The organism is Paenibacillus sp. 1A_MP2, from assembly GCF_052244825.1.
GTDB lineage: Bacteria > Bacillota > Bacilli > Paenibacillales > Paenibacillaceae > Paenibacillus > Paenibacillus vandeheii.
Genome location: NZ_JBQQCS010000001.1, coordinates 2,592,629 through 2,608,064 on the forward strand (window position 1 = coordinate 2,592,629; position 15,436 = coordinate 2,608,064).

A 15,436-nucleotide genomic window follows, 5' to 3' on the forward strand; every position below is an offset into this window, starting at 1 on the left:
ATAGTCAGGCAGCGTTGAAATCGCAAGAGAGTGTATCGCTATTCAAAGACGCTATGTATAGACTTGCAACCAACAAGGCCGCTATGATTAGTTTGGCTGTTCTAGTCCTTGTTGTCATTTTCTCTATGATTGGTCCAACTTCGTTGTTCTCAAGCTATAATTATTATTCCAATGATTTGTTGAATGCCAATGCCGCACCGAGTGCGGAACACTGGTTTGGAACAGATGAACTCGGTCGTGATGTATGGGTAAGAACCTGGGTAGGTGCACGTGTATCTCTTACTGTAGGTCTAGCTGCTGCTTTAATTGACCTTGTTATCGGGGTCATTTATGGAGCGATTATGGGCTTCTACGGTGGACGTGTTGACGGCATCATGAACAAGTTCTCCGAGATCCTGTACTCCCTGCCTTACATGCTCGTTGTTATCTTGTTGCTGGTTGTATTGGAGCCAAGTCTGACAACGATTATCATTGCACTTACCATCACAGGCTGGATCAGTATGTCCTGGATTGTACGTGGTGAGATTATGCAACTCAAAAATAGAGACTTTATCCTTGCTGCTCGTTCCATGGGCGCTAGCACAGGACGTCAGCTTTTCCGTCATTTGTTGCCAAATGCTATCGGACCCATTCTCGTCACATTGACGTTGTCCATTCCAAATGCGATTTTTGCTGAAGCATTCCTGAGCTTCCTCGGATTGGGTGTATCTGCACCTAAATCTTCCCTTGGATCCATGATCAATGATGCACTTACAGGCTGGACGCTGTATCCTTGGCGGATGTGGTTCCTGCAGGTTTAATGGTTATGACAATGCTCGCATTTAACTTGCTTGGTGACGGCTTGCGCGACGCGCTTGATCCGAAATTACGTAAATAGAAATAGGAGGTGGGATTATGGAGCCGATTTTAACAGTCAAAGACCTGAGTGTGTCGTTTACGACGCGTTCTGGTGAATTTGATGCCGTTAAAAATGTGAGTTTTGAACTTGGCAAAGGAGAGACGCTGGGGATCGTAGGTGAATCTGGTAGTGGTAAGAGTGTTACTGCCCAAACCATCATGAAATTGATTCCCTCCCCGCCTTCGAAGGTCAAAAGCGGAGAAATTACTTTTCACGGGCAGGACCTGCTGAATAAGACAGATAAACAGATGGAAGCCATCCGTGGTAAAGATATCGGCATGATCTTCCAGGATCCAATGACTTCTTTGAATCCTACCATCAAAATTGGTAAGCAAATTACCGAGGTACTGCGCAAGCATCAGAATATGTCCAAAAAGAAGCTGAAAAAAGCGCATTGGAAATGCTCGAACTTGTAGGCATCAAAAATGCCGAAGTGCGTATGAACCATTATCCACACCAATTTTCCGGTGGTATGCGCCAGCGTGCTATGATTGCGATTGCCTTGGCATGTCGTCCATCCCTTCTGATTGCGGATGAACCAACAACTGCACTCGATGTAACGATTCAGGCACAAATCTTGGATGTTATGAAAGACATGCAGCAAAAGCTTGGAACTTCGATCATGCTAATCACGCATGACCTTGGCGTAGTAGCAGGAATGTGTGATCGAGTTGTCGTTATGAAGGAAGGCGAAGTTGTTGAAACAGGAACAACTGCCGAAATCTTCAGTAATCCTCAACATCCATACACGATTAAATTGCTGAATGCTCTTCCTCGTCTGGACGAGCCTAAGAAAGAAAAGCCTACTCCAGTTGGTATTATCAAAGGTGCCAACAAGCCGCTGGTTCAAGTGAAGAACCTGAAACAATACTTCAATTTGGGCAAAGGGAACATTCTCAAAGCGGTTAATGATGTTAGCTTTGATATTTTTGAAGGCGAAACACTTGGAGTTGTAGGGGAGTCTGGCTGTGGTAAATCCACAACTGGCCGTACAATTCTGCGCCTTTATGAGCCAACAGGCGGAAATGTTAACTTTAATGGAACGGACATCTACAAGCTGTCTCCGCGCAAGATGAAAGAAATGCGTAAAGATATGCAGATGATTTTCCAGGATCCTTATGCTTCCTTGAACCCACGTTTCAACGTTATGGATATCATCGGCGAATCTCTTGATATTCATGGTCTGGCGTCAAGCCGGGCAGAGCGGAAGAGACGTGTTGAAGAATTGCTGGATCTTGTAGGTCTGAATCCTAGCCATGCACTCCGTTATCCACATGAATTCTCTGGTGGTCAAAGACAACGGATCGGGATTGCCCGTGCACTGGCTGTAGACCCTAAATTCATCATCTGTGATGAGCCATTGTCTGCCCTGGACGTTTCCATTCAGGCTCAGGTCGTTAGTTTGCTTGAAGAACTTCAGCAACGCCTCGGCTTGACGTACCTGTTCATTGCGCATGACTTGTCCATGGTTAAGCATATCAGTGACCGTGTAGCTGTAATGTACATGGGTAAAGTGGTGGAGTTGGCAGAAAGTGAAGAACTGTATGCGAATCCGATTCACCCTTACACCAAAACATTGCTGTCTGCGATCCCTGTACCTGATCCGGAAGTAGAAGCGAGCAAACGTCGCATTTTACTGCCGGAAGAACAAGCACTTAAGAATGGATCTGGTGGTCCTGCAAATGATCCATACAACCTGGAGAATGCTCAATTGATTGAGGTATCCAAAGGTCACTGGGTTTCAGAACCTTACGTATAAAAGTACAATTTGTATTTGGACTTATCCATGAATATCAAACCGCCGACCTTGTTCGGCGGTTTTTTATTTTTTGATGCACTTTCTTTTGACGAAAAGGGCTCACATTCGGTACAATCAAGTAAGCTCTTTGAAGCAGAATAGGAGGCAGACCTCATGAAAGGTATTACCGAGGCACTCCGCAGCGGAACGAGACTTGCAGAAGACTATGTCTGTTCAAGGGATGCTGCGCGTGGCCTTTACGAGTATGACATTCGCTGGGAATCGGGGCTACATACACGTGCCGAGTGGCTGGACCAATCGGAGAACACACGTGTACCTCGTCAAAGTCTGGCAGAGTATCTACGTATATATAATAAACGGGTGAATGATCATGGTGCAGTCCATGAATCCATCACACGTCTCGCGGAACAAGATGCGTTGGTTGTTACGGGAGGGCAACAAAGCGGCCTGCTCACAGGTCCGTTGTTTGTAATTTATAAAGCGGCAAGTGTAGTTGCAGCTGCGCGGGAAGCGGAGAACAGGCTACAGCGGCCGGTCGTTCCCGTTTTTTGGATTGCAGGTGAAGACCATGACTGGGATGAAGTCAACCATATGTATTTACCTGATCCCAACGGAGAGATGAAGAAGCTCAAGTTACAGGGGCGATTCGCAGGAAGAGATTCCGTGAGTTATGTCCATGTGGAAACGGAGCAATGGATGAATGTGTTAGATCAGGTGGAACATGTATTGCCAGATACGGTCCATAAATCAGGATTGATGAAGCTGATCACCGAAATCCATCAGTCGAGTTCGAACCTGAGTGATGCGTTTGCCCGATTAATTTCAGCCTTGTTTGGAAGTAGTGGACTTATTCTGATGGATGCAGCAGATCCAGACTTGCGCAGACTGGAGCAGCCGGTATTTGAGCGATTAATTCGTGAGAATGAGACATTACGCAATGCATACTCATATGGCGCCTCTGTGCTGGAACAAGCCGGATATGCAATGCCTGCTGAAGTCGCGGAAGATGGGGCCAATTTGTTTTACATACATGATGGAGCACGGTTGCTTCTGATGTTGAAAGACGGATTGTATGGCGACCGTAAAGGTCTGGTTTCATTTACAGAAGAGCGGCTTCTTCAGGAACTGGCTGAACATCCTGAGCGGTTTAGCAACAATGTATTGACGCGGCCTTTAATGCAAGATTCCATTTTACCTGTAGCGGCTGTTATTTTGGGTCAAGGGGAGATTGCATATTGGGGGTTAACGCGTGAGGCGTTTCACCGCTTCGGATTACAGATGCCGATCTTACTTCCACGTCTGTCCTTTACCATTATGGAAGATGTTCATCACAAACATATGAAACAGTACGGCCTTTCTTTCCAAGACGTTCAATACCATATGGAAGAAAAGAAGGAACAGTGGCTGGCACAGCAGGAGACCTTCCAGGTCGATGAACAATTTGAGCGAGTTCAGCAAGCATTTGCCGACTTATATCGTCCATTGCTTGATCAGATCGCTGAGATTCACCCTGGTCTGGAACGTATTGGAGATACCAATATAGGCAAGATCATCGAACAGATGCAGTATCTGCAACAGCAGACCCACAAAGCCATTAAAGATAAACACAATGTGAGTCTAAAACACTGGAACGGGATGCAAAACTCACTCTTTCCCATGAACAAACCCCAGGAAAGAGTACATAATGCACTCTTTTACCTGAACCGTTATGGAACCGAGTGGATTGGACAACTGATTGAAAGTCAGAGCGAATTCCGTGGACAACACCAAGTAATTACATTGTAGTTACCTTTTATAATAGAAGGAATTTATAATCGAGGAGGATGAGGAATGGCTACCCCTGCATTGCAAAACAGTATCGTTAAGGATATGGGACTCGCTTCGGAAGGTCATCTGAAAATTGATTGGGTAGAAGCGCATATGCCGGTGTTGAACCGCATTCGTTCTCAATTTGAACAGGATCTTCCGTTTAAAGGTTTGAAAGTAGCCATTTGCCTTCATCTTGAGGCCAAAACAGCTTATCTGGCGAAAGTCATTCAAGCGGGTGGTGCAGAAGTAACGATTACACACAGCAACCCATTATCAACACAGGACGATGTTTGTGCTGCTCTGGTCGAAGACGGCGTTACCGTTTATGCCAAACATAATCCGGACCCTGTAGAGTTCAAGGAATTGCAACTCCGGGCACTTGAAGTGAAACCTGATCTGATCATTGATGATGGCGGCGATTTTGCCACCATTATTGCATCCGAACGTCCTGATCTTGCTGCCACCATTCGTGGCGGAGCAGAGGAAACGACAACGGGCATCATTCGTCTGAAAGCTTTGGCGAAAGAAGGACAACTGCGCTTCCCGATGGTTGCAGTCAATGACGCTTATTGCAAATACCTGTTTGATAACCGTTACGGTACAGGTCAGTCTGCATTCGATGGTATTATCCGTACAACCAATTTGGTTGTTGCAGGAAAGAACGTAGTTGTAGCCGGTTACGGATGGTGTGGTAAAGGTGTAGCGATGCGTGCTAAAGGATTAGGAGCCAGTGTAATCGTAACTGAAATTGATCCCATTAAAGCCGTAGAAGCACATATGGACGGATTCCGTGTGATGACGATGGTGGAAGCTGCAAAATTGGGTGATTTCTTCATTGCTGTAACCGGCAATAAAGATGTGATTACTGGAGAGCATTATGATGTGATGAAGGATGGAGCAATCCTGAGTAATGCGGGTCACTTTGACGTGGAAGTGAACAAACCTGAACTTGCTAAACGTTCCGAATCGATTCGTACCGTACGCCGCAACATTGAAGAATATCGCTTCAAAGATGGCCGTAAAATGTATTTGCTGGCTGAAGGACGTCTCGTAAACCTGGGTGCAGCCGACGGACACCCAGCCGAGATTATGGATACAACGTTTGCATTGCAAGCACTGGGTCTGCGTTATGTGAGCGAGAACTATGCGGAACTAGGTAAAAACGTTGTTAACGTACCTTATGACATTGACCAACAGGTTGCCAGCTACAAACTGGAAAGCTTGAATATTGCCATCGACTCCCTGTCAGCCGAGCAGGAAAAATATCTGGACAGCTGGAAATTTTAAGAGGCATCCAATAATTACAAGCTGATTAAGTGCTTCAAAGGGTTTAAAATGGTTTATTAATGATACGGCTCATATGCGGGTGTACGTGCAATTGCCCGTAAACGGGAAACGTCTTTGATCCTGAGTGACAGGATCAAAGACGTTTTTTTGCGATTACTAAATTAAAAAAAGTAAAGCAAGCAAGAAGGGTTTTGATTTTTTTGTTCGAATCTATTATGCTTAGGTGGTGGAAAGTGGGGCAAAGTGGGAGAAACGGGTGAGGAGTGAGTGGGCCAATGTTTATGGGGGAGTTCCAACATAGCATTGATGATAAGGGTCGGGTCATTATTCCGGCTAAATTCCGCGAATCTCTGGGACCGTCTTTCGTTGTCACACGGGGTTTGGACCAGTGTCTTTTCGTGTACCCTATGGAGGAGTGGGGGGTCATGGAACAGAAGCTCAAAGCACTGCCATTGATGAAATCTGATGCACGTGCGTTTACCCGGTTTTTTTTCTCGGGTGCCACCGAATGTGAATTGGATAAACAGGGCAGGGTAAATTTGCCGGGCAATCTTAGAGAGTATGCCAAGCTGGACAAGGATTGCGTTGTTCTTGGCGTGTCGAACCGGGTGGAGATTTGGAGCAAAGGCATATGGGAGAGTTATTTCAATCAATCCGAAGAAGCATTCAACGACATTGCCGAAAAGCTGGTCGATTTTAATTTTGATCTATAAAGTCAGGAGGGGTGCAGGTTGTTTCACCACATAACCGTACTCAAAGAAGAGGCAACAGAGGGTTTAAACATCAAGCAGGACGGTATATACGTGGACTGCACTTTAGGCGGTGGCGGACACAGCTCCGTTATTGCATCCAAGCTCGGTCCAGGGGGGCGTCTGATCGCACTGGATCAGGATGATTGGGCTTTGGATAACGCGCGTGAAAAATTGGCTCCGTATGGAGAGCAGATTACATTGGTCAAAACCAATTTTCGTGATCTGGAACAGGTTCTGAAAGATCTGGAAGTACCGATGAAAGATGGCGTGCCGCAAGTAGACGGTATTTTGTACGATTTGGGGGTATCATCACCGCAGTTCGACGAAGGAGAACGTGGATTTAGCTACAATCACGATGCTCCGTTGGATATGCGTATGGATCAGGATGCATCCCTTACCGCCAAAGAGATTGTTAATGAATGGCCGGAAGAGGAGATTGCCCGCATCTTGTATCGCTATGGTGAAGAGAAATTCTCTAGAAGAATTGCTCGTGTCATTGTTGAAAAACGAAAGCAATCCCCGATTGAGACTACTGGTGAACTGGTGGAATTGATCAAAGAAGGCATTCCGGCCGCGGCCCGTCGAACTGGAGGACATCCCGCGAAACGCAGCTTTCAGGCATTGCGAATTGCGGTTAATGATGAGCTGGGCGCGTTCGAAGAGGGGTTACACCAGGCCGTTCGGTGCTTGGCACCCGGCGGACGTGTATCTGTTATTACTTTTCACTCACTTGAGGACCGGATTTGCAAACAGATTTTTAGCAGTTATTTGGAGAAGTGTACATGCCCTCCCGATTTCCCGTTGTGTGTTTGCGGCGGTAAGGGTGTCATGCGTTTAGTGAACAGAAAACCGCTGATTCCAACGGAAACGGAACTGGCCGAAAACTCCCGTGCTCGTTCAGCGAAGCTGCGCGTAGCCGAGAAACTGTAAACCAAGAGCGGAGGAGAGAGTCGGAGTATGGCATATACACGTGGTAATTTAGCAGTGAAAGAAAAAGCGTCCCAAGAACGTGTGAACCAGCAGCGGTATAAGGAAACCACCAAAGTGGTGACCCGTCGTACCGGTCTTCCGGCACGCGAGAAATTTTTGTATTTGATCACTTTGCTCGCAGTCATTGTTGTGGGTGGTGTAATGATGTCGCGTTATGCTCACATCTATGATCTGAATAAGCAGGCACAGACGACATTGTCCGATGTGAGAGAAGCAGAGAAAACCATTGCAGATCTGCAAGTGGAAAAAGAAAGACTGAACAATCTGGTCATCGAGAATGCTCGCAAACTTGGTTATGTTGAGGCTTCCGGCAAGGATGTCATTTTTGTACCTCGTTCAACAAGTACAACGAATTCGGCAGGTACTGATTCGTCTTCGGATACAGCAAATAACTAGAACATTTTGTATCAATCCATAACGAGACTTCCAAGCAAGATGAGATCGAAATGCTCCTGTTCGACAACATCTTGCACTTGGGAGTGAGCTGGAATTGAAATATACAAAATGCTGAAGTAAAAGAGGTGTACCGATGGTAAAAAGAATAAAGATGCGCACGCTGCTTATAGGGGGATGTATTACCCTCTTTTTCTTGTATTAATAACCCGCATTTTTTTTATTCAGGTTGTTAATGGCGGTATTTGGCAGGAGCGAGCGGCTGGTTTGGTCGAACGCGAACAAACCATCAAGGCAAGTCGCGGGACAATTACAGACCGCAATGGCAACATTCTGGCGACGGATGCACCTGCTTACACGGTGTCTGTGAATCCGGCTCTGATTAACGAGTTCGGGATTGAAGATGTGATCATTAAAGAATTGTCTAGTTTGTTGGGGAAAAACGAGAGCGAAATGCGTTCGCTTGTAACAGCTAAAGATAAGGATGGGAAGTTCTACAAGCAACGTGAAGTTCGCAGTGAAGGGTATAAAATCAGCCCTGAATTGGCTGCTAAAGTAGATGCATTTCGTGAAAAACTGCAGGATGACTACAAGGCTAAAAACGCGATTGTTATGACACAGGAGTCGAAGCGATATTATCCCGAGGAAACGCTCGCCTCTCATCTACTGGGATACATGAGCCGTGATGGCAAGGCTGTTAATGGACTTGAGGTTTCGTATGATGAACAGCTTACAGGTACAGATGGTTATCTGAACTATCAGAAGGATGCCAAAGGTATTAAGCTTCCTGACTCCCAGGATAGTTATCTTCCTCCGCAGAACGGGAACAATCTGAAGCTGACGTTAGATGATACCATTCAGTACTACATCGAAGAAGCGATGAAAGAAGCGGTAGCCCAGTACAATCCACTGAGCATGACTGTCATCGCAGCAGATCCTAACACCATGGAAATCTTAGGGATGGCCAATTGGCCGACCTTTAATCCTAATACGTATGGGGAAACGCCGGATCAGAAAAACTTTATTAACCATGCGATACAATCCATCTATGAACCAGGGTCTACTTTTAAAATTGTTACTCTGGCGGGTGCGGTTGAAGAGAAGCTGTTTGATCCAAATGCAACATTTGAATCCAAACGGGTATACATCGGTGGCTATCCAATTAGTGATAACGGTCACGCCTATGGCCGAATTTCCTACTTGGAAGGTGTCAAACGTTCAAGTAACATTGCGTTTGTTAATCTGGGTTATAACATGCTTGGTGGTGAACGGTTGCGTCATTACATAGACCAATTCGGTTTTGGTAAAAAGACGGGCATTGATCTGCCGAGTGAATCGGCCTCACCAATCAAGCCGCTGGTTTATAAATCAGAAATTGCCACAGCAGCATATGGTCATGGTCTTGTACAGGTAACGCCAATCCAGCAGGTAGTAGCCATTTCGGCCATTGCCAACGGTGGCAAACTTATGGAACCGCATCTGGTAAAAGAAATTATTAATCCAAATGACGGTACATCAGAAGTAATTAAGCCGAAGGTTGTTCGTCAGGTTATTTCCAAGGAGTCTTCCAAACTGGTGAGCGGGTATCTGGAACAGGTAGTAGCAGACCAAACAATTGGTACAGGGCGTAATGCATACATTGAAGGTTATCGCGTGGCTGGTAAAACGGGTACAGCAAGAAAAGTTGTGAACGGGACATACAGCAAATCGAAGGATGTCGTTTCTTTTATCGGATTTGCACCTGTTAATAATCCCAAAATCGCGATGTTGATTGTGATTGACCAGCCTGATGGATCCAATATTGGCGGAGGGACTGCAGCAGCTCCGGTATTCAAGAAGATTGTAAGCCAGACTCTTCAGTATATGGGAGTTCCCAAAGACACGGTGAAGACCACTGACAAAAAGTCAAAAACAACTCCGGTCGTTCAAGCTAAAGCTCCTGATCTGTCAGGTAAAACAGCCAAACAGGCCAGAAGCCAATTATTGAACGCAGGAATTGCCTATGAGACACTTGGTCAAGGTGAAAATGTCATTCGCCAGTATCCTGTGGCGGGTGCAGCCATGAATCCTGGCCAGCGAATTTATCTGCTCACCGAAGAGAGCAGCAAGATGAAGATTCCTGATCTGACTGGCGAATCTCTCCGGGATGCCCTTGAAGTTCTTTCTCTTATGAAAGTGGGGGTAACCGTTAAAGGCGAAGGATATGTCGTGAAACAAACGGAGCAGGTATCAGGCGAACAGAGAACGGTTGAGCTTTCGCTGCAGACGGCCAAAGCGGCAGTTACCGGTATAGCAGATGAAGCCCCCGAGTCTTCTGATCCAGCATTAGGTGACGAGACTAACAATCAGGGAGCAGCTAATGGTACGGAGAACACCGAAGAAACGGGCAAAACGGATACTACAAAACCACCTTCAAATGAGACAAAATCGTCTGCCAACACATCGGACGAGGGTTCGCTCCCATAGAGATCACTGACAGCTTGTTCTAACCCCCGGTTGTCCTGAATATTCATGAATGGAACACAATCATGATTTTGGGACGAGTGGGGGATCTTTTCGTGAAGGGGTCAAGCGTAAATCTGCGGCGCAGGCTGTTGTGGAGTTTAGTGATTTTAGTTCTGTTATTCTCAGCCTTGGTGATCAGGCTTGCTTATGTACAGTTGGGAAAAGGACCGGAACTATCCGCGAAAGCGGAGGAGTCTTGGCGGCGGAATATTCCTTATTCAGCCAAAAGGGAGAGATCCTGGATCGAAACGGAACCTCTCTTGCCTACAATATAACTACACCGACCATTATGGCGATTCCTGCCCAGGTGAAGGAAGCAGAGACAACAGCAAGAGCACTCGCTCCTTTGCTGGGGATGACCGAAGAGAAAGTGCTGGCAACCATCAAAAAAGAGAACTGATTGTAAGACTACAACCCGGTGGCCGCAAAATTACGATGGAGAAAGCTCAGCACATCCGTGATTTGAAGCTTCCGGGTATCGTTGTTGCTGAGGATAATAAACGCTTTTATCCTTATGATGATTTGGCGGCGCATATTCTCGGTTTTACGGGCATTGATAATCAGGGCTTAACGGGTGTAGAAAAAAGATATGATGATAAGCTGAACGGTTTAAATGGCAGTGTGTCCTACTTGTCCGATGCGGCCGGAAGGCTAATGCCGGGCTCATCTGAGAAGTATGTGGAACCGAAGGACGGTCTGAACCTGAAGCTGACTATTGATAAATCGATTCAGTCCATCATGGAACGTGAGCTGGATCAGGCTATGGTCAAGTTCCAGGCCAACTCGGCGCTTGCCATTGCAATGAACCCCAAAACGGGTGAAATCCTTGGCATGGCCAGTAGACCCGGATATGAACCAGCGGATTATCAGCAATACCCGGCCGATGTATACAACCGGAACTTACCGATCTGGATGACGTACGAACCCGGTTCAACGTTTAAGATTATTACGCTCGCAGCAGCACTTGAAGAGAAGAAAGTAAATCTGACGCAGGATCAGTTCTATGATCCCGGATTTGTTGAAGTTGGAGGCGCTCGCCTGCGTTGCTGGAAAAAGGGTGGCCATGGAAGTCAAACCTTCCTCCAAGTCGTGGAGAACTCCTGTAACCCTGGATTTGTTGCACTGGGTCAGAGACTGGGTAAAGAATCGCTATTCTCCTATATCAAAGACTTTGGATTCGGGACCAAAACAGGCATCGATTTAAGCGGTGAAGCCAGCGGGATTCTGTTCAAACTGTCACGGGTCGGACCTGTTGAGCTTGCAACAACTGCTTTTGGTCAAGGCGTTTCGGTTACACCGATTCAGCAAGTAGCGGCTGTGTCAGCAGCCATTAATGGTGGTAAACTATACAAGCCTTATGTTACAAAGGCATGGGTTCATCCGGAAACGGGTGAAGTGATGGAAGAGGCCAAGCCGGAACTGGTTCGTCAAGTCATTTCGGAAGATACGTCCAAGCAAGTACGTGAAGCGCTAGAGAGTGTAGTTGCCAAGGGTACGGGACGTCCGGCGTTTATTGATGGATACCGGGTTGGCGGCAAAACGGGTACAGCCCAGAAAGTAATTAATGGACGTTATTCCTCTACCGAGCATATTGTATCCTTTATTGGCTTTGCTCCGGCAGATGATCCGCAGATTGTTGTTTATACTGCGGTGGATAACCCGAAAGGGATTCAGTTCGGCGGCGTGGTTGCCGCACCGATCGTACAGAACATTCTGGAGGATGCATTGCATTATATGAATGTTCCTGTTCGGAAGGATCAGGTAGCCAAAGAATACAAGTATGGAGAAACGAAAATCGTGACGGTTCCCGATCTGACAGGAGCTACGGTCGAAGACTTGTATGAGGATCTGAATATGAATTTTATGCTGGCCAAATCCGGCAGTGGAAAATATGTCATTAACCAGGCTCCAAAGCCAGGAGCACGGGTCGATCAGGGTTCTACCATACGCATCTATATGGGTGATGTACTGAATGATATCCATGACCATACCAAGGAGGAAGGACAAGAGCCCTGATCGGGCTCTTGATCTCCACCGCAACAAAATGCACGGAGTTGCGTTTCATTAATTGGCTGTGTTGACGATAGTAATGAATACAGAACTGTTGAAATTGAAGTAAACTTGGAAAAAGTGAGGTTATTCATGTGCTTTTAAAACAACTTTTATCAATGCTGACAACCGCCCGTATCATTGGCGAACCAAATACAGAATGTCAAAACCTACAGACAGATTCTCGCCAGGTACAACCGGGAGATCTGTTTATCTGTCTTCCGGGGCATACGGTTGACGGACATGATTATGCCGAGAAGGCCGTAAACGCTGGAGCTGTCGCTCTGGTTGTGGAACGAGAGCTGGATCTGCCTGTACCGCAGCTGCTTGTAAAAGACAGCCGTTTCGCTATGGCTGTACTGGCGGATTCCTTTTTGACTCACCAAGCCGCAAGATGAATATGATTGGTGTAACGGGAACCAACGGGAAAACAACGACTACCTATTTAATTGAAAAAATCATGAGTGATTTTGGTCGAAAAACAGGATTAATCGGGACTATTCAAATGCGTTATGACGGGCGTACGTACCCGATGTCAGGCACTACACCGGAAGCACTTGATTTACAGCGCAGTCTGAATGATATGGTGCAAGCGGGCACGGACTGTTGTGTAATGGAAGTTTCCTCCCACGCTTTGGAACAAGGTCGAGTAAAAGGGACGGAATTCCGTACGGCTGTATTTACCAACCTGACGCAGGATCATCTGGATTACCATCATTCCATGGAAGAATATCGCGGAGCCAAAGGATTGTTCTTTGCAAGATTGGGTAACGGATATACTGCGGATGCTTCCAAACGCAAATTTGCAGTGATCAACGCAGATGATCCCGCTGCAGACTATTTTATATCTGTAACGGCAGCTGAAGTAATTACATACGGCATGGAGGACAATGCGGATGTACGCGCATCCCAAATTTCAATTACTTCGCAGGGTACCTCTTTCCATGTAGACACATTCAGAGGCAGCACCGATATTCGTTTACGCATGGTAGGTAAATTCAATGTGTACAACGCAATGGCTGCCATCGCTGCTGCTCTGGTTGAGGACATTCCGCTGGAGGAGATCAAACGTAGCTTGGAGACGGTTCCTGGCGTAGATGGACGTGTTGAGGCTGTTGACGAAGGACAGTCGTTTGCTGTCATTGTTGACTATGCGCATACTCCAGATGGCCTGGAGAACGTATTGCGGACGGTGAAGGAATTTGCTGAAGGACGTGTGATCTGTGTATTTGGCTGCGGTGGTGACCGAGATCGTACGAAGCGACCTCTAATGGGCAAAATTGCAGCAAACTATAGTGATATTGTATTTGTCACTTCCGACAATCCGCGGACAGAAGATCCCGATCTGATTCTCAAGGATATTGAACAAGGCCTGATTGAAGACGCCATTGAATCTGACCGTTACACCATGATTGTGGATCGGCGCCAGGCGATTCATGAAGCTATTGAAATGGCAAGCCCTGCCGATGTAGTATTGATTGCGGGCAAGGGGCATGAAACCTATCAGATTATCGGCACAACTAAAACGGACTTTGATGATCGGATCATAGCGAAAGAAGCGATAAGGGGCAAATCCAATTGATAAAAAGAACATTGGCACAATTGGCCGAGATGTGTGGAGGAACACTAATTGACATTGCTGCTTATGGTAATGTTGGTGTTGAAGGTGTATTTACAGATTCGCGTAAGCCCGTTCCAGGCAGTCTCTTTATCCCGCTAGTTGGCGAAAGGTTTGACGGACATGAATTTGTGCAAACCTGTTTAGAGAAGGGCGCTGCCGGGACATTATGGCAAAAGGATCATGGAACTGCACCTCAAGGTGCTGTGATTATTGTGGAGGATACCCTTGTTGCCTTGCAGGAGCTTGCGACCTCCTATTTAAAAGAAAACAAGGCCTCCGTTGTAGGCATTACAGGCAGCAATGGTAAAACAACAACAAAGGACATCGTGGATGCCATTCTGTCTACCACATTCAAAGTGCATAAAACTCAAGGCAACTTCAATAACCATATAGGTCTCCCGCTCACCGTGCTAAGCATGGAGCCGGATACGGAGATCGTCATTCTGGAGATGGGCATGAGTGGCCGAGGAGAGATCGAAGAGTTATCTGTAATCGCCCAGCCCGATGTCGCGATCATCACGAATATTGGTGAATCCCATCTGCTTCAACTGGGATCTCGATTGGAGATTGCTCGGGCCAAAGTTGAAATTGCGGCTGGCATGAAACCAGGTGGGCTACTGATCTATAACGGAGACGAACCGTTGATTGAGCAGGTTCTGGCAGAGCCAGCCACTAAGCTCCCTGAAGGGCTCCAGCGGTATACATTCGGCTTGCAGGCAGATAATGATGATTATCCTACCGGAATCATGAATGCGCAGAGCGGGGTCGCTTTTACAACCAAGCAGTCTGGAGAAGTTGCTCTTACAATGCCATTACTGGGGACACATAATGTGGTCAACTGTCTTGCTGCATTAGCGGTTGCCCGTCATTTCGGAGTGGCCGCTGAGCAGATTGTGGCAGGACTGTCACGTCTGAAATTAACCGGCATGCGAATCGAGATTATTAACGGTGTCAGTGGTTTGACCATGCTCAATGATGCTTACAACGCCAGTCCGACTTCTATGAAAGCAGCTGTGGATGTGCTGGAGAGCCTTAAGGGGTATCGGATCAAAGTAGCCGTGCTTGGTGACATGCTTGAACTGGGGCCTCAGGAGCATGAGCTCCATCGGGGAATCGGTGAATACATCACACCCGATAAAATGAATATGGTGCTGGCTTATGGCCCATTATCAGCGAGTATTGCAGAAGGGGCAAGACAAAACATGCCAGCGGAAGCCGTGCACGCTTTTGAGAGCAAGGAAGAATTGACTCATTATCTGCTGGAGAATCTTCATTCCAGAGACGTTGTCTTGTTTAAGGCCTCCCGGGGCATGAAGCTGGAAGATGTGGTCGAAGCGCTAAAAATAGCTCCATTACAGAATAGAGTAGACTAG

At 46.7% G+C, this 15,436-nt stretch carries 6 protein-coding genes and 5 pseudogenes; all 11 read left to right on the forward strand.

Features of this window, described 5'->3' with window-relative positions; translation table 11 throughout:
* Positions 1-14 precede the first annotated feature (14 nt).
* The 11 genes and pseudogenes from ACTWJ7_RS12690 (at position 15) to ACTWJ7_RS12740 (ending at position 15,436) form a co-directional block, all read left to right on the forward strand.
* Positions 15-877: pseudogene (locus ACTWJ7_RS12690) on the forward strand (ABC transporter permease).
* A 17-nt stretch (positions 878-894) separates the two neighbouring features.
* Positions 895-2,657 (forward strand): annotated as a pseudogene (locus tag ACTWJ7_RS12695) (ABC transporter ATP-binding protein).
* A 153-nt stretch (positions 2,658-2,810) separates the two neighbouring features.
* Entirely contained in the window at positions 2,811-4,442 is a 1,632-nt protein-coding gene (gene bshC, locus ACTWJ7_RS12700) for a bacillithiol biosynthesis cysteine-adding enzyme BshC (protein ID WP_301877921.1), read from the forward strand.
* Positions 4,443-4,487: 45 nt separating this feature from the next.
* Positions 4,488-5,753, forward strand: coding sequence for an adenosylhomocysteinase (locus tag ACTWJ7_RS12705; RefSeq protein WP_301877920.1), 1,266 nt, complete (start codon positions 4,488-4,490; stop codon positions 5,751-5,753).
* A gap of 275 nt (positions 5,754-6,028) precedes the next feature.
* On the forward strand, positions 6,029-6,466 hold the full coding sequence (gene mraZ / locus ACTWJ7_RS12710) for a division/cell wall cluster transcriptional repressor MraZ (RefSeq protein ID WP_017687291.1): 438 nt from the start codon (positions 6,029-6,031) through the stop codon (positions 6,464-6,466).
* Positions 6,467-6,484: 18 nt separating this feature from the next.
* Positions 6,485-7,435 (forward strand): 16S rRNA (cytosine(1402)-N(4))-methyltransferase RsmH, encoded by a 951-nt coding sequence (rsmH, locus tag ACTWJ7_RS12715; protein WP_301877918.1) that lies wholly within the window; start codon positions 6,485-6,487, stop codon positions 7,433-7,435.
* A 27-nt stretch (positions 7,436-7,462) separates the two neighbouring features.
* Positions 7,463-7,891 carry a hypothetical protein gene (locus tag ACTWJ7_RS12720; RefSeq protein ID WP_301877917.1) on the forward strand — a complete coding sequence of 143 codons (429 nt, stop codon included), beginning with the start codon at positions 7,463-7,465 and terminating at the stop codon, positions 7,889-7,891.
* A gap of 133 nt (positions 7,892-8,024) precedes the next feature.
* A pseudogene (locus tag ACTWJ7_RS12725) lies at positions 8,025-10,354 on the forward strand (penicillin-binding transpeptidase domain-containing protein).
* 92 nt (positions 10,355-10,446) lie between these two features.
* Positions 10,447-12,409, forward strand: a pseudogene (locus ACTWJ7_RS12730) (stage V sporulation protein D).
* A 128-nt stretch (positions 12,410-12,537) separates the two neighbouring features.
* A pseudogene (locus ACTWJ7_RS12735) lies at positions 12,538-14,024 on the forward strand (UDP-N-acetylmuramoyl-L-alanyl-D-glutamate--2,6-diaminopimelate ligase).
* Positions 14,024-15,436 carry a UDP-N-acetylmuramoyl-tripeptide--D-alanyl-D-alanine ligase gene (locus ACTWJ7_RS12740; protein WP_301878423.1) on the forward strand — a complete coding sequence of 471 codons (1,413 nt, stop codon included), beginning with the start codon at positions 14,024-14,026 and terminating at the stop codon, positions 15,434-15,436. The pseudogene ACTWJ7_RS12735 and the gene ACTWJ7_RS12740 overlap by 1 nt, the downstream one beginning before the upstream one ends.